The 16,754-nt window shown below is 31.8% G+C and carries 17 protein-coding genes, 1 pseudogene and 1 other annotated feature; of the genes and pseudogenes, 7 read left to right on the top strand and 11 right to left on the bottom strand.

What is annotated here, in order from left to right; translation table 11 throughout:
* Positions 1-42: 42 nt before the first annotated feature.
* Positions 43-471 carry a cell wall hydrolase gene (locus tag ACODS7_RS19240; RefSeq protein ID WP_016081517.1) on the top strand — a complete coding sequence of 143 codons (429 nt, stop codon included), beginning with the start codon at positions 43-45 and terminating at the stop codon, positions 469-471.
* Between the two features lie 59 nt (positions 472-530).
* Here the strand turns inward: ACODS7_RS19240 and lysS are convergent, their stop codons facing one another.
* A complete protein-coding gene (gene lysS / locus ACODS7_RS19235) occupies positions 531-2,084 on the bottom strand; it encodes a lysine--tRNA ligase (RefSeq protein WP_043937198.1) in 1,554 nt (517 codons plus the stop codon).
* A gap of 82 nt (positions 2,085-2,166) precedes the next feature.
* Positions 2,167-2,423 (bottom strand) — a binding site (T-box leader).
* Between the two features lie 69 nt (positions 2,424-2,492).
* On the bottom strand, positions 2,493-2,663 hold the full coding sequence (locus ACODS7_RS19230; RefSeq protein WP_000551042.1) for a DUF2197 domain-containing protein: 171 nt from the start codon (positions 2,661-2,663) through the stop codon (positions 2,493-2,495).
* 141 nt (positions 2,664-2,804) lie between these two features.
* Between ACODS7_RS19230 and ACODS7_RS19225 the strand changes: the two genes are divergently transcribed.
* Complete coding sequence (locus ACODS7_RS19225; protein ID WP_029442383.1) at positions 2,805-3,707, top strand: SMP-30/gluconolactonase/LRE family protein; 903 nt, start codon at positions 2,805-2,807, stop codon at positions 3,705-3,707.
* Positions 3,704-4,405, top strand: coding sequence for a class I SAM-dependent methyltransferase (locus ACODS7_RS19220; RefSeq protein WP_043937196.1), 702 nt, complete (start codon positions 3,704-3,706; stop codon positions 4,403-4,405). The genes ACODS7_RS19225 and ACODS7_RS19220 overlap by 4 nt, the downstream gene beginning before the upstream one ends.
* A 125-nt stretch (positions 4,406-4,530) precedes the next feature.
* On the opposite strand, the gene ACODS7_RS19215 is transcribed toward ACODS7_RS19220, so the two are convergent.
* The 4 genes from ACODS7_RS19215 to ACODS7_RS19200 all read right to left on the bottom strand — a co-directional run bounded on the left by ACODS7_RS19215 (position 4,531) and on the right by ACODS7_RS19200 (position 7,727).
* Complete coding sequence (locus tag ACODS7_RS19215; protein WP_029442381.1) at positions 4,531-5,163, bottom strand: type 1 glutamine amidotransferase family protein; 633 nt, start codon at positions 5,161-5,163, stop codon at positions 4,531-4,533.
* Positions 5,164-5,427: 264 nt separating this feature from the next.
* Entirely contained in the window at positions 5,428-6,057 is a 630-nt protein-coding gene (locus tag ACODS7_RS19210) for a class I SAM-dependent methyltransferase (protein WP_029442380.1), read from the bottom strand.
* A gap of 259 nt (positions 6,058-6,316) precedes the next feature.
* Positions 6,317-6,814, bottom strand: a complete 498-nt coding sequence (locus ACODS7_RS19205; RefSeq protein ID WP_029442379.1) for a DUF421 domain-containing protein — start codon at positions 6,812-6,814, stop codon at positions 6,317-6,319.
* A 55-nt stretch (positions 6,815-6,869) separates the two neighbouring features.
* Positions 6,870-7,727, bottom strand: a complete 858-nt coding sequence (locus tag ACODS7_RS19200; protein WP_043937195.1) for an NAD-dependent epimerase/dehydratase family protein — start codon at positions 7,725-7,727, stop codon at positions 6,870-6,872.
* A 355-nt stretch (positions 7,728-8,082) separates the two neighbouring features.
* Between ACODS7_RS19200 and ACODS7_RS19195 the strand changes: the two genes are divergently transcribed.
* On the top strand, positions 8,083-8,871 hold the full coding sequence (locus ACODS7_RS19195; protein WP_243168761.1) for a sulfotransferase family 2 domain-containing protein: 789 nt from the start codon (positions 8,083-8,085) through the stop codon (positions 8,869-8,871).
* A gap of 505 nt (positions 8,872-9,376) precedes the next feature.
* Here the strand turns inward: ACODS7_RS19195 and ACODS7_RS19190 are convergent.
* Positions 9,377-9,577, bottom strand: a complete 201-nt coding sequence (locus tag ACODS7_RS19190; RefSeq protein WP_016081525.1) for a hypothetical protein — start codon at positions 9,575-9,577, stop codon at positions 9,377-9,379.
* 290 nt (positions 9,578-9,867) lie between these two features.
* Here ACODS7_RS19190 and ACODS7_RS19185 point away from each other — a divergent pair, with 290 nt between their 5' ends.
* Positions 9,868-10,311: a cysteine dioxygenase gene (locus ACODS7_RS19185; RefSeq protein WP_043937192.1), complete on the top strand. Its 444-nt coding sequence runs from the start codon at positions 9,868-9,870 to the stop codon at positions 10,309-10,311.
* Positions 10,312-10,329: 18 nt separating this feature from the next.
* Positions 10,330-11,763, top strand: a complete 1,434-nt coding sequence (locus ACODS7_RS19180; protein ID WP_043937190.1) for a 4-hydroxyphenylacetate 3-hydroxylase family protein — start codon at positions 10,330-10,332, stop codon at positions 11,761-11,763.
* Between the two features lie 110 nt (positions 11,764-11,873).
* On the opposite strand, the gene ACODS7_RS19175 is transcribed toward ACODS7_RS19180, so the two are convergent.
* From ACODS7_RS19175 to ACODS7_RS19165, 3 genes are all read right to left on the bottom strand, one after another.
* Positions 11,874-12,230, bottom strand: coding sequence for a serine/threonine protein kinase (locus ACODS7_RS19175; protein WP_043937189.1), 357 nt, complete (start codon positions 12,228-12,230; stop codon positions 11,874-11,876).
* Positions 12,231-12,250: 20 nt separating this feature from the next.
* Positions 12,251-13,621 (bottom strand): aminotransferase-like domain-containing protein, encoded by a 1,371-nt coding sequence (locus ACODS7_RS19170; protein ID WP_224980370.1) that lies wholly within the window; start codon positions 13,619-13,621, stop codon positions 12,251-12,253.
* A gap of 70 nt (positions 13,622-13,691) precedes the next feature.
* Complete coding sequence (locus ACODS7_RS19165; protein WP_043937187.1) at positions 13,692-14,285, bottom strand: DUF4030 domain-containing protein; 594 nt, start codon at positions 14,283-14,285, stop codon at positions 13,692-13,694.
* Between the two features lie 170 nt (positions 14,286-14,455).
* Here ACODS7_RS19165 and ACODS7_RS19160 point away from each other — a divergent pair, with 170 nt between their 5' ends.
* Complete coding sequence (locus ACODS7_RS19160; RefSeq protein ID WP_243168760.1) at positions 14,456-16,147, top strand: M3 family oligoendopeptidase; 1,692 nt, start codon at positions 14,456-14,458, stop codon at positions 16,145-16,147.
* A gap of 14 nt (positions 16,148-16,161) precedes the next feature.
* Here the strand turns inward: ACODS7_RS19160 and ACODS7_RS19155 are convergent.
* A pseudogene (locus ACODS7_RS19155) lies at positions 16,162-16,704 on the bottom strand (AraC family transcriptional regulator); the annotation flags it as partial.
* Positions 16,705-16,754: the final 50 nt, after the last annotated feature.

The following is a 16,754-nucleotide window of genomic DNA, read 5'->3' as shown; positions in this document are numbered from 1 at the left end:
TATAACATACACTCTTTACTATAACAGAAAGGTGGTATCACTATGCCCCTTATTCCATACAACGAAAGTGATGTTGATTTACTAGCTCGTTTAATTCGTGCTGAAGCTGAAGGCGAAGGTCGCCAAGGTGAGGAGCTTGTTGGATGCGTTGTCGTAAATCGTGTATTTTGTGATTGCTTAGATTTTAAACAACTCCGGTCTGTACGTGATGCAGTATACCAAAGCCCCGGCGGATTCGAAGCAGTGCAATACGGGTATTTTTATCAACGCGCTCGTGATTCAGAAAAAGAAATTGCAAGAAAAGTTTTACAAGGTCAATGGCGCTGGCCTGCACGATGGGCTCTTTGGTATTTCCGTCCAGTTGGAGCTTGTCCACCTGAATGGTATAACCAGCCATTTGTAGGACAGTTTAAAAGCCATTGTTTTTATGAACCAAGTGGTGATGAATGTCCGAAAATGTATTCACGATAGTAAAATTTGCAACGCAAGTACTTAGAAATTTTGGTACTTGCGTTGCTTATAACTGTGCTTTAGAAATCTAATAGTGTGATGAATCTTTCTATGCTTACCACATGTATTAATAATGGTATACGAGGACCATTTGATTGATTCATAATGAGCTTATATATAATAGTGAATAATTGTTTTTGATTTTCTTTCATTATTTTTTTATTTTCATGATGACAAATCGCATATAATTGCTCCATTAAGTTAGAGTAATCTTTATTAGAACGAAGTATTTTACAAACTTCTACTAGCCATTCTTTCTGCCTTTCATCTAATGTGTAGTAAAACTCTGCATTTTTCTCCTGATTTACCGCGATTAATTTTTCAGATTGAAAGTTTCTTATCCAATACTCTGCGCGATTACTTATCGCTCTCATTTCATCTAATGCATAGCTCCTATCTATTTTCTTTAATATCCCCTGTAAAATAGTTGAATCAAAATTTAATAATGGTAACGTTCCTGCTACTTGATTAAATTTCGGATATTCTTTAAACTCGCTATCAACTTTAGAGATTTTAATTGCATTAAATAAATCTTCATTTTTGAGCGTTTTATTTTCATAACTATCTTTCAATCGTTCATACTCTGTATAATTACGAATCACATCTTCATCCAACCCAATATGAAAAGCAGCGCCTGGTTTGTATTTTGCAAACATAAAGAGAATTACTTCTGGTATATACACTTTCAATATATCGCTTGGTGTAATACTATTCCCTGAAGAACTAGACATTTTTTCATGATTCCCTTTAATACCAATGAAATCGTAAGCAACGTAATGAGGCGCTTCTCGATTGAATATTTTCCTTGCAATTTCTTTTGATACATTATAACTACCCGTTTCTGATGAATGATCTCTACCGCCCGGTTCAAAAACAACATCCTCTATCATCCATCTCATCGGCCAATCGATTTTCCAATTCAATTTCATTTTTTTTGTATTTAATACGGATAACTCTTTTTCATTTCCGCATTCACATTCATACCGGACTGTTTTTAATACTTCATTAAAATGTGTAATAGTTGTTGTATCTTTTCCGCACCTCTCACAATATAATGTAGCTGGATAAAAGCTCTCTCGCTCTTCTTCACTACACTCTCCAGTTTTAAAATCCATTAAAATATCATATATTTCTTTTCGTTTATACAAAGCCTCTAAAATATTATCATTATACCTTCCGCTTCTATATTCATCATGTTGATAAATAAATTCTACTTCAATTCCAAATGCTTGAAGCGATTTTTCAAACTCTTTTTCAAAATGCTCCGCATACGAGTTATGACATCCATACGGATCTGGAATATCACAGTATGACATACCAATATACTTTGCAAAAGATGGATCAATATTTTTTGGAACTTTTCTAAATCTATCATAATCATCCCACGAAAATATAAAACGAGTCTTTTTCCCTAAATCTTGAAGTGCTCTTACTACGAAATAAGTCGTTACGATTTCACGAAAGTTCCCAATATGAACAGAACCTGACGGACTAATTCCAGATGCACAAACAAACGTTTCTTTATTTGGATGTTTCCTAATTAATTCATGTGCTACTTCATACGCCCAATGCATATATTACTCACCTCAATTATTTTTTTGTTTCTCATTTCTAGTTTTATGCAACAAAAAAACTCCCACCCCCAAGATTATTCATCTTGAGGACGAGAGTTGTTAGCTTCGCGGTACCACCTCAGTTTGTTAATATGTCACCATATTAACCTCTTCAGGTACGGCAAAATATGCTTATACCCTATCTCTATAACGGGAGAACCCGTCGCACCATCCCTAAATAAATTAGTTCCTTGCGCAGCTCCAAGTCTTTTTTCATTAAGATGTATACCGCTCTTTCTCAGCTACCAGAGCTCTCTGTACGTATTCTTTCTTAACTACTCTTCTCTTCTATGCCTTAAATATTAGTTTTTTAATATGATAATTTATAACACTTTTATTGTCAAACTTTTCCGAATCGAAATCGTAAAATTATCTAAAAAAATTCTTTATCGCTTCTAATTGAATTTTGTGGCTACACTCATCACAACAATATGCCCCTTTTGGTTTCTCTTTAAATCGCTTATATTTTTCACTACCTTCGTAAACACGAAATATATTCTTACAAGAAAAGCAAACAATCTCATAAAACATCATATGCATTTTCCTCTCCGTGTTTATAAACCTTTTAATCACTTGAGAAGATTAGTTTTCTAGAGCACAAATCATAATATCCTCTGACTAAAAGGTTTACCTCTATTCTTATCGAATTATATTAATATCTTATAACGCGAGGTGAACATCTTGTTCAGTAATATAGACTTAGTTTTAAATGTTAAAGCAAGTTTAGCTGAAGGACCATGTTGGAATGAAAAAAAGCAACTTTTATATTGGGTTGATATTATGGAGAAAAAATTATGCATATATAATCCTACTACCAATACGAACCGAGTAATCGCTCTCAATCAACAAATTGGCTGTGTTGTTCCATATTTAGAGGACAAATTACTCTTAGCTATGGAAAACGGCTTTTATTCTATTAATGTAAATACAGAAAAACTGACACATATTTTTGACCCCGAACCTCATTTAATAGAAAATCGTTTTAATGATGGAAAATGTGATCCAGCTGGTCGTTTCTGGGCAGGTACTACAGATACATACGGTATGAATGCTGCAGGTTCCTTATATTGTTTACATAATAATTTGAGTGTAAAGAAAAAAGTTTCACATGTAAATACTTCAAACGGAATCGCTTGGTCACCTGATCATACATACCTTTACTTTATAGATACACCTACTAAAAAAGTGGTTCGCTATCAATATAATATACGTACTGGAGACATTCATAATCCAAGTGATGTAATCATTTTCTCTGAAAATGATGGTCTACCTGATGGTATGACAATTGACGAAGAAGGTTGTTTATGGATTGCACATTGGGGAGGTTCAAAAATAACTAGATGGAATCCCTCTACTGGAGAACAAATATTAAGTATTCCAATTCCTGCGTTATATGTAACATCATGTACATTTGGTGGGCCTAACTTAACTGATTTATATGTTACAACAGCCAGAACAAGAATGACGGATGACGAATTAAAAGAGTATCCACATGCTGGTGGTATTTTTCGAATTCAAACAAATGTTAAAGGCTGCCCCACCTATTCATTTTGTAATAAAAATATTGGAGCTGAAACAATATGAACCGTATCGATTACATAAGACAAGAAGAAAAGAACTATCACGATCTTTGCTATGAACAATATAAACTATTTGAAACTGGATCTTGGCTTCACAAGCCGGTTAAAACAGTTATGGATTTAATGGACTACTTTGAAGAGAAAAACAAATTACAAGTGCTTGACCTTGGCTCTGGCGTCGGTAGAAATAGCATTCCAATTGCACAAAAGATTAAAAATGCTAGCGGAACTGTTACATGTATTGATTTACTTGATTCCGCTTTAACAAAGCTACAAATTTATAGCAAAGAACATGACGTATTCGAGGTTATAAAAACAGAACAAGCAGCAAATGAAAACTATCATATTAGACCTAATACTTATGACTATATCGTTGCAGTATCAAGTTTAGAGCATGTCAGATCAGAAGAAGATTTTAAAAATGTACTCCACTCTATGAAAAGAGGTACAAAAAACGGTGGTATTAATTGTTTAATTATTAACTCTAACATACAAGAAATTGATTCAATAACGAATGAAAAATTAGAAGCTTTAATTGAAATTAATCTTTCAACCGAAGAAATGATAAGTACTTTAAAAAGCATTTATAAAGAATGGAAAGAACTAAAAGTTGAAATAAAAGAATTAGCTTATGATATTGTTCGAAATGAAAGACACATTCAATTAAAAACAAATGCCATTACGTTTGTCGTTCAGAAATAATACTATAAAAAGTAAGGATATTTCCTCATATATTCATAGGAATACCCTTACCTTTTATTTTCATAAAATTATTTTGTTATTATTTTTCGCATCATCTAAAATATACTTTTCATTCGAAATACTACTCAGCTATTAATTGAATTCATTAACTGGAAGAAATATTCTGCTTCATGAGTCTCATTCAATTTATACCATGAATGAAGTGTATCCGGCGCAAATACATCTAATTTTTTCAGTACTTCCATTGCACATTCTAGAGGCGCTACACCCGATGCAGTAATAAGATTTTCACTGGTTGCTACAGGTCCCATTTCATAAAAATTTTCTCCATTATAATTAGGACAAACCATCTTCATATAATCTAAACTATTACTTGTATGCTTTCTAGAATTTAAGTAACCGTAATTTGCAAGACCTATAGTTGCACCGCAAATTGCTGCTACAATTGTACCAATTTTTAAAGCTTCACCAACTGTTTTCAAAATAGGTTTATGTATTTCTTCACTCCAAGTATTCCCTCCAGGTAAAATTAATAAATCGTTACTCTCAAGGATACATTCATCTAGGGAAATATCCGGCTTTATATTCAAGCCCCCCATTGAAATAATCGTTTCTTTATTTATTCCAACTGTTACAACTTTAAAAGGCGCTACATCTTTTTTGAAATATCTCCCTGTATTAAGTTCAGCAATTAAATGTCCGTACTCCCAATCAGACATAGTGTCAAATACATATAGATAGGCTTTTCTTGTTTGCATTCAATAACACTCCATTCATATGCTACACTCTTAATTAAAACAAGTGTTCTTTTCAGTTTAACATTTTATGCAATATTTATGGTGTAAAATTCCAAATGAAAGAGCACTTGTTTCCGCAAGTGCTCTTTTCGGGGATTTTGAGATAACCTATTAACGAAAGTTAAGGTTACTTAAAGTTAAGAGGTATTTATACTATATGCTTGTCCTTTTTATTTGTGCATGATCAATATATAAACATCTTTAGAAATATTTAAAAACTTTTATTTATAGTTCCTTCTGGCATTTTATCATTAAGAAATTGATTGAAGGTTTATTTTCCATGTGCTTATTTGGTTCATCAATTTCGGAAACTTGTACTAGTCCATATTTATTAAAATCTCGTTTTATAGATTCAGAATTATAGAAGAACATTTTTACTCCTTCCATTATTTCGAAATAGTCTTTATCCAACTGTTTTCCCTTGCCAAACATTGGAGCTTTTTGAGAAACAGTTGTGAAAACCATATATCCACCTGGTTTTAGCTGATTATAACAATCTTTAATAAATTGCTCTCTTTCCTGCTTATTCAACAAATGCAAAAGTGCATGACTATATATACCATCATACAGTTTGTTATTAAAAGGCATCTCATTTACCGAACCGTGATAAACGCTAATATCTTCCAGTCCATGTTGCTTTGCTAAATCAATGGCTGTTTTTGAAATTTCAATACCTGTTACATTTATACCATTATCGATAAAAACCTTTGCATTTCTTCCATATCCAATACCTGGAACTAATATATCCTTAACATTCTTTTCAAGAAAAAAATCTTTTGTCAAAATTGCAGATTCTGTAGGTTCAAATCCCCACATCGTTTGTTTTTCAATAAAACTTGATTCCCAAAATTCCATTATGTATCTATCTCCTTATTTCTAATCCATTTTTAGTATCAAATTAAAAGCATTTTTTGTATTTGCTATACAGTTTTTTCTTCTATTCATACCACTTACCTTAGTCATCGTAACACCATTGAATATAGCATAATAATAAGCCTATATCTAATATAAAGATTGGTTAAAAATCTACCCTATTTTATTAATCCTTACGTTTATAGAAAATAAAAAAACAGCCAATATTTTTATTGTAGTATTGGCTGTTTCTCATGAGAAATTATCTTTTTATATTGTACCGATCTAATACTTTTTCTAACATTTCTAAAGTTATTGGTTGTGCTTCTTTTATTAATTGATAACCAATACGCCCATTCGGTTCCGCTGTAACTTGCTGTAAACTCTTCACATCATGAATCCCTTTTTCTCTTAATTGCATATAAAGTTGTTGTTCCGACATTTTTGCCTGCATCAAATTCTCTTTTACAATCTCTCCGTTTTCAACAATTATAATGCTACTTCCATTTAGGAATTGTTCCACCTTCCTTGATTTCAATTCAAAGAAATGAATGGTAAGTAGTATGCTTGCAAATATGATAGCTGCAAATAGAGATGGGACTACTTTTCTACTTAATACAGGTTCTACAATAATACGGCCAATTGAAACAACTATAATTATTTCAGCTCTTGTCATTTGGCTGACAGATGTACTACCTGTCATTTTCAAAACAATTATTCCAGTAAGAGTTAATATAATACTTTCCCAAATTACATTCATAATAACCCAATCCTTTAATGGTGAATATTACTACCATTCCCATTAAAGGTGTATTTTACTTACCTATCAAGTTGTTAAACCCTTCAGACCATGATGGAAATAAAGGTGTCCATCCATACTCTTTACGTGCCTTATTATTTGAAGCTCCTCTTTCCCAACTATTTTTCCCATCTTGAACTTTAGGCTTAGGTGCCCCTATCGCTGCTGCATATATTGGTAACCATTCTTTACTAGTTGCTGGATAATTATCTACAATATTTACGATTCCTGAAGGCCAATTAAGGGCTAGCATAGTAGCTCTTGCAGCATCTTCAACATGTATAAACGAGCTTATCCCGTCTGATGCGATAATTTCATTATTACGAACTTGATTTGCTATTAATCCGTTTTCCGCATACCATGTTCCTGGTCCGTATAATGTGCCGTAACGAAGTATAACCGATTCAGGTAACTCAGTAACAGCTTCTTCTAATTTCAATATGCCATTAACAGTGACTTGCCGAGGCATAGAAGCAGTAATATGTAGTGAGTCTTTTTCAGTCGCAAATGTCTCCCCTGGTTCATACGCCCATGAAATACTTTGAGCGATTATTTTCTGTACCCCTACATTCTTAGCGGCATCGACAAGGTTACGAGTGCCTTTTGTTCTAATTTTTGCATTATCCTCAAAATTCCATGAAGACAATGACGTTAATTGATGAATAACTACATCGGGATTTGTTTCTTCTAATACAGAAAACACAGCCTTTCTATTAAATACATCAGCTATTACTGGTATGGCACCAATCTTTTTCATTGCTTCTACTTGCGAAGTATTACGAATCATCGCAAACACCGTATGCCCATTTTTTATTAACATTGGCAATAAAGAACGTCCTATTACACCAGTTGCACCTGCTACAAATATCTTCATATATGTTCCTCCTCATTTAGTAATCATAAATGTGACGAAACATTTGTTAGGTATGTGACAAATATTTAATCTATTTATTCATTTTCATGTAAATGTGAATTAAAATCCCAGTGACAAGGGTTTATGAATATTCACATTTATACACTTACGCAATATAGACGTACAATGTATAGTAATTAAACACTCATAAAGCCTATTTTTTCTCAGAACCTATTCATTTGCACACTCTTTTTTTATTTTCAATTAACGTTTAAATAAAAAACATATAATCCGTATCATTGCCAATTTTCATATATTAAATGCCTACTTCATACAGTAATAAATAATGATAAAAGAAAACAGGCGGTGATTGTATATGACAATGACGGATATTTATAACTTTATGATTAAACATGGACGTATGCCACACTTCCACGATGAATTTCCGCTAATTTTATTCTGGAGCCAAAAAAGCGGCTGCACTTCACTAACAAATTGGTTCTTTTATCAAATTGGATTATATGAAGAAGCGATTAATTACGATCCGTTTATTCATAACTACGAGTATGATATATACAAAAATTCTTTTCTTTACTATATACAAGTAGCTACAGAATTAAGGCTTAAAGAAAAACAAGCATACAAACTTGTTAGAAACCCTTATAAACGAGCAGTCAGTTCTTTCTTATCACTCCTTTCACCACCCCATATAGAACATCCGGAATGGAGACCTATTCGTCAATTTCTGTACGGCAATGAGAATTGTAATAAGAAAATCTCCTTTAAACTTTATCTATATTATTTAAAATCTTTTGATTCTAATTCAGACTTAATAAACCCGCACTACGCTCCGCAATATATACAAGACGAGGAACGTTTTGTAACTAATTATATCTACCTAGAAAACTATTCTAAGAAAATCGCGAAACTAGAAGATCAATATGGATTAAAAAAATCACCTTTAGATTTATTGGAAAAATCATGGCACCATCAGAACGACTATGCTAATTTTAAGGGGGACTACGCAGATGCTGACATTATAGATCCCTTATTTCCACGGGTCCCAACATATGATAGTTTTTATGACGCCGAAACCACCCAATTAGTTGAAGATATATTTAAAACAGATTTCACCATATACAAATACCCCTTTACGCCACTTTAAAATATAAAATTTACGAATTTATATATCGAAAATATACACGACAATTAAATGGAATGGAGCACATATAAAAATGTGCTCTTTTATCGAGAATTCATTAAAACCTCATGTTACAACCAACATAGCGAATCCGAATATTATATATTTAATGTAGATTCTTAAAGCTTCTCCTTTTAATGAGTAAACTAAAGAGTCTCAATTGGTCATTCTAACTAGCCAACCATCATTCTTTAATACAAACTTATCTCGGCCCTCCCCAATAATTATATTATTGGTGTAGAGACACTATAAAGGATTGAGAATGTGTAATCTAATCCAAACATAAACGATATCATTAAAATCATAAGATACTCATAATTTCTAATTAAAAAGAAGGAAACTTAATATTCAAAATCAGAACACTTAAAAACCAATATTTTAAATATAGGAGTTGTACATACTCCGCCTTCTTTCTGTATTAGAAAAATATAGATAACCTATTCTATTTCACTATTGTTTAACAACATTACTATTCTGATAACATTTTAAGAAAAATTGTTGCCGCCCAAATGAAATACGCAAGTTGTGTCACGATATACATCGTAATTTCAAAACCTGTAAGCTTTCTTTCCCTTTTTATTTTCTTTAAATATCTATAAAAACAAAATGAACATAAAATCAGTAAAACAATAGACATTTGATATAGATTTTCCACTAAAAGAACTGCCATTTATTTCATCACCTTTCCAATAAAGTGAAACTTTAATCTGTGGGGGTTTTGTTCATCCTCCACTGATTATCAGCCCTCACCAGTCGGGATTTAACGGGATAAAAAATATATAGTTCAAGCATATCATTTTAACGGGAATAATTACCATAATTTTCAAATCAAATAAACTTCCTGAGTAAAAGAAGTCACTTTTTGGAAATGTTTCAATACAATATTATGTAATTCAATACGCTCTATATAATATTAGATTAAGTTTTCTTTTACTGTACATGCTTAGGAGGAAGTTTTACATGCAATTGATTCATAACATACAAAAAACGTTTAATAACCTATGTAACTACCATACGGTCAATTTAATACACGCTATTCAATCATTAAATATTTCACTTCATAAAATATCTCCTTTTATTACTTCACCAGTTAATCTGGAATATGGAAGGAACGTTATCTATCAGTCTGAATTTGTAGAGATTTTAGTATTAAATTTCCCCAGCAAAGCAAAGACTTTTGTGCACGATCACGGAATATCTGTAGGATGTATACTAATAGTCAATGGTACACTACAAAATATAACGTACGAAAATAATAGCGAGCGGATTGAAGAGTTTACAGAGGGAAATATTTTCACCGTAAAAAAAGATACTGTGCATAAAATGTATAACGCTACAGATTCAACAGCAATAACATTTCATGTATATTCCCCACCATTAAAAGATGTACAAATATATGAGTAGTCTTTAAAAGGAGGAAATATGCAAAATTTAAAGGATCACTATATAAAGAGCTTACAAGATGGTCGAAATGTTTGGCTCTATGGAAAAAAAGTAGATGTAACTACAGACAACAATTTTGCAGGGACACTATGTACCATTTCTAATTTATTTTCGTTATTTGATGATCCCATACGGAGAGATTCTATTGGATATGTGAGCCCAAAAACGAAAGAATTTGTTCATACAGCATTTTTAGTCCCGAATTCCTATAATGAATTATTAATGAGAAGAACTGCATTTGAAACGTGGAGTTATGCTACAGACGGCGTAATGAGTAGATTATCTGATTACGCAAGGTCGAGACTTACTGGCTGGTACGTATCAAGATATTTTTATAAAAAATTTGATGCGCAGTTTCCAGATAAAATCACATCTTATTATGAAGGAGCGAGAGATAAGCACTTGTTTTTAAGTGTAGTTCAACGTGATCCACAAATAAATCGCTCCACAGAATCAATGTTGAATGCAAAAGATTTAGGGTTACTAAGAGTTACGAAGGAAACTTCTGATGGAATTTATTTAAATGGTGCAAAAATGATAGGAACCGCTTCACCCTATTCAAATGATTTATTAATTTATCCATTAGCAAAGCTGACTGACACTCAAAAAGATTTAGCTCACTTTCTCATTGTGGCAGCCAATTCCCCTGGATTACATATGGTTTGTAGAGAAGCATTTGCGAATACAAACTCAAGTACAGTTGATTCCCCTCTTAGCTCACAGTACGATGAAATGGATGCACTATTAATCTTTGATAATGTATTTGTACCATGGGAACGCGTCTTACTATATAACAACCCTGAAGCGTTATGGGCAATAAAGTCAGATGTAGCTTCTAGTAGTTTAGCTTATCACCAAGCAATTGTACGATTAGTAGTAAAGCTAGAATTTATAACTGCAATTGCTTGTGAAATTGCTGAAGCGATCGGTGCTACTACTTATTTGCATGTTCAAGAGAAGCTTGGGGAATTAATTATGCAAATCGAAACAATTCGCGCACTTTTAATTGCTGCAGAAGTTGAAGGTACTACAAATGAAACGAAAACTTATTTGCCGAATTTTAAATATATCGAAACTGCAAGGAATCTTGGTTCCAAATATTATCCCCGTGCAATAGAAATTTTACAATTAATTGGAGCAGGTGGGTTCATTCAACTTCCTTCGAGCTCCAATGACTTCCAGAGTCCTATAGCTGATTTATTGAAAAAGTACTTTAAAGGAACGAATATAGATGCCGAACAACGCACAAAATTATTTAAGTTAGCCTGGGATATCATCGGAAGTCCATTAGGATCTAGACACGAATTGTATGAAAGATTTTATGCCGGAGATCCAATACGAAATACAGCTACGCAATATGTAAATTATGATAAAAATCACTTTAAAAAGATGATAAGTAAATATTTACATTGATGAAAAAGAGCACTCTTTGCTAAGAGTGCTCTTAAAAAATATATAATTATCCAATTACATATATAATTGCTCTGGCCACAACTGCTACTTTTCTCCGTAATGGTTTCATCTTATTCACTTTTATTTTTATGATTCAGCTTTATAACTTCCGGTATATACTTACTATCATATTTTCTCGTATAGATTTCTCCATCTGGAGTAACTAATTGTAAAACAATCTCACCACAAACCCCATCTAGTATTTCGAATTCACCTTGTGCATTTGAAATACTACGTACCTTACTTTCAATAGAATCTTCATAAATTTTCACATCTGATATAGGTTTGTTATTTTCATCTACGATAATACCCCTTGAATACTTAGCAACTGCTATGCATTGATCCTCTTTTTTATAATATTTAGTCACAACCATTACTCCAATTATTATAGTGATACATACAAACAAGAGAATGATTTTGCGCCTCACAACAAACCTCCTAATTCAAATTATTCTTTTTTGAACTGAAAATTCAACTGTCCTGATTGCTTGATTTCCTCAATTACTTTGCGAATACCTTCTTCAATCTTATCTTCTTTTACATTCGAAACATTTAACTTTAACAGTTTTTCTTTAGGAAAATTCCTCATATAATTCTTATCAATAGTATCGACACTTATTTGAATATCACCTAATTTTTGTATAAGTGTGTCTGTAACTGTGTTTTTCTGCATCTCTAAACAAGTGTGTATTCCAAATGGGTTTTGTCTATTATATGTAAATAATGATGGATTTTCATTTTGCACTTTTTCTAATGTTTTTGCTAGTGTTATTGATCTATTGTAGTAGGAAGAATTAATTTTAGTTTTATGACGTTCAAACATACCGCTCTTTATATAAATTTCTAAAGCCGCTTGAGAAATCATCGGACTATCAATATCTAGTATCTTTTTGTATGTATAGAAAGCATTTGCAATGGATGGTGGGATGACTGCAACTCCAACCCGTAAACCTGGAAAAATAATCTTCGAATAACTTTTCAAATATATGACATGACTACAATTATCCAAGCTATATAACGGATCTGCTTTTGAATCAGTTTCTAAATCTGCTAAATAATCATCTTCCACTATAAATACATTGTATTTCTTAGCCAATAGTGCGATTTTTTCTTTCTCATCTTTAGAATAAGAAGTTCCAAGCGGATGATGATATCTCGGTATCGTATAAAAGAATTTTATTTTTCCAGTTTGAAAAATTTGCTCCAATTCATTCAAATCGATACCTTCATTCGAACGTTTAATACCGATTACAGGAACTTTATTTATTTCTAGATAATCAATATATAGATGATATGTTGGCTGTTCAATTAATATGGTTTCATTTCCATTCGGAAATGGTATAGAAGTTAATATAGCAAGTGCCTGCTGAACACCTGATGTTATAAAAATATTTTCTTCTTTTGTAAAGACTTGATAATTTGCTAATTGTTTTTGAATAACTGGTATTAAAGATGGTAACCCTTTCGGCGTTCCATATACAAATAAATCATTTTTATACGTATCAATAGCCTTATTAATACAATGTTGAAAATCTAAATACGGAAAAACATCTGGATCTGGTGCTGAGGAAGCAAAATCAATTATCTCGTTATTTTCTATAGTATTCTCTGATTTTTTAACAACGTAGTATCCACTTTGAGGGACAGAATATATAATGTGACGCTTTTCTAATTCATGAAGCGCACGTATAACTGTTGCCTTATTACATTCATATTGCGTAACGAGTGACCGTATAGACGGTAATTTCTTTCCTTCTTTTATATCTCCATTTTGAATCTTATTTTCAATGTCATTTAAAATATGTAAATACTTATACATATTACACCTCCTCCAGCAATTCTATATTTGATTCCATCGGTTTTCTATTCATATAGCATTCATTCCTCAATTAGTTAATTTTCCGATCATCTATATCGTAAATCCCAATAGCATATAAATCATTTTCAATCCATTTCTTTACTGCTTCTGTTTTAAGTACACCTTCAACTTCTTTTTCTATTTTCTGCCCAAGTTCTCTCGCCCCTACTTCATCATCGCTAATCTTAGTTTTTATATCAATGGTAACAGGTTGATTCTTTATATAATTTATTTGCTGAATACTAAACCCTTCATATCCGTTTTTTCTGAATGCGTCATCAAATATATGTCCAAAAACTTGATTCCATCTACTCTCTGCCTTTACAACTTCTCTATTTCTTTGAGTTATATTGATTTTATAAGCCGTTACACCTTGTATCGCCAATCTTTTATTAATATCATTTTTTATTTCGTTACTATCTTCGCTATCAACAATCTCTAAATCTAATATTCTTTCTTTTTCATCTCTTATAGCAGCACTAAAAAAAGATTCCTCCTTTACTGTCGCTGTAACAATATCCATCACTATAGAATCTTCACTTTTAGCATCTTCAATGTCATTCTCACAGGCACATAATAAAGCAAGTGGAAATAAAAATACTAGTAACTTCTTTCCCTTTCTCATGTAGCACCCCTCCACACATTTTCATTTACGATAAACTTTTTACTTTGACATATAAATACCTTCTTTAATTATTAAATTTAACATTATTTCACATTTCCCCCACTTAACAAGGGAATTACAGTTAATAAATAGAATATCTCCATGAATAAATAAAAAGTGAGGGATATATAATGCAACGTGTAAATACGATTGATATTAGTAATGTACTACAATTGGAAAAAACTCTTTCGACTTTATTAAATAAAATGATTTCTTCAAAACTAGACCTTGAAAATTGGTTAAAAGAGCAGTCAAAAGTAATTTGGGACATCGAAGAACAATTAAGATCACATTACATCGCCTTTCAATGTAATACGGATGATGAAGAAATAAAGGATACTTTTGAACATGATCAACAATTTGTAAAGCCACTTTTAAAGCGGTACCAAAATTTATTGGATAATAAATATTTAGAGTCACCTTTTCGAATGGAATTAGATTCTAACGTATATGGTTTATTAGATACAAAAATAAAAAATGCTCAAAAGTTATTTTGTGAGGAAAATATCGAATTAGAAATAAAGGAAGACAAATTAGTCACAGAGTACTTTGAAATCACTGGAGGATTAAGTGGAATTTGGGACGGAGAAGAAAAAACGATAACAGAATTACAATCCTATTTACAAGATTCGAATCGTGACACCCGTAAAAAGGCAAAAACCATTATTTCTGAAATATTTTTATCTGTTGAAAAAGAACTCCAAAACATATTAAATCAATTAATTGAAATTCGCCATCAAAAAGCAAAAAATATTCAACTAGAGAATTATCGCGATTATATGTTCAAAAAATACGAGCGTTTTGATTATTCAGCGAAAGATTGCTATGAACTAGCTGAATCCATACGTAAGTATGTTGTGCCTCTTAAAGATAAAATATTGCTAGAGAAAAAAGATAAACTGCAATTGGATACGCTTTGCCCGTGGGATGTATCAGCTGTAACTCCAGATCAAAAAGTACTTAAACCTATTGCAAATGAAAATGATTTAATTGAAAAGAGCACTCATATCTTTAATAAACTAGATGTTGAATTTTCAGCACTTTTAAACCGAATGTCTAAACACAATTGTCTTGATTTAACAAGCCGCAAAGGAAAAGCAGCTGGTGGCTTTTGTGAGTACTTACCAGCTTCACAATTACCTTATATTTTTATGAACTTAAATTATACACAAGATGATATTGTCACTTTTATACATGAAATGGGTCATAGTATTCATAACGAACTCATAAAACCATTAAAATTACGACAGTATATAGAAATTCCAGCTGAAACAGCTGAGCTAGCCAGTATGACAATGGAGTTATTCTCGCTTAATTATTGGGATACCTTCTATACAGACAAAAAAGATTTAAAACAAGCAAAAATTAACTTCTTTAAAGATGTTATTTCATATTTACCCGTTGTGCTTATTGTCGATCAATTTCAACACTGGCTGTATGAAAATCCAAGTCATACTTCTGAAGAAAGAAATGAGCAATACTTACAACTTCAAAAACATTATCAGTCTAGCGTCATACATATTGATGGCTACGAAAACTGGATAGCAACGAGTTGGTTACCTGTACTTCATATTTTTGAAGTACCATTCTATTATATCGAGTATGCAATTGCTCAACTTGGTGCACTGCAAATGTATAAACAATATAAAGAAAATCCTAAACAAGCACTAGATAATTATAAAAAGGCATTATCACTAGGAAGCTCGCAATCTATAAAAGAAGTGTATGATGCAGCCGGTATTCGTTTTGATTTTTCTGGTGAAACAATTAAAGAACTAATGCTATTTGTAGAAAAAGAATTAGAATTACTTGAGCAATTATAAGAAGAAAGCTGCACCTATATTTTTGGTGTAGCTTTCTTCTTTATTTTATTAATTAGCTCTATGTACTGAGTATCTCCATATCCGATTGTTGGAAAAAGATAAAACAACTTTATTAATAACTCACGAGTTGATAAATCTTTATTTTTAGAGATGAATTTCATTACTGCATTATCTTCTGTTAACATTTCTAAAAATAAGTCTATAGCCTGATACATTACAGGTGGTACTTTATGAGAGGTCTTTTTATGGTTTACTAATACTTCATTGTATATAGAAGAATAATTCCCCAATTCAAGTTCAATTTGATTTACTTTAAATTCATCCTCTCTAAAGCTATTTAAGTATACCTTCCCTTCATAAGCAGACTGTTCAAGATGAGAAAGTATGGTAAGTAGGTTCATTTGGCAAAACATATCTTCACCAAACCATAAAACAATACATTTATACTTTTTCGTAAAAAGGTTTTCTAACGGATCTATAACCTTTTTTATATAACTTTCTACTGAACTGTTATGTCCTTTCGCTCTTGTTTTAATAAACTCTTCATTAAAATGTAAATGTCAAGATGATCATGTACATTTTCACTTGTTTAAGCATGTACAAATTT

Source organism: Bacillus sp. FG16 (assembly GCF_057809515.1).
This window is presented reverse-complemented; position numbering and strand designations above follow the sequence as displayed.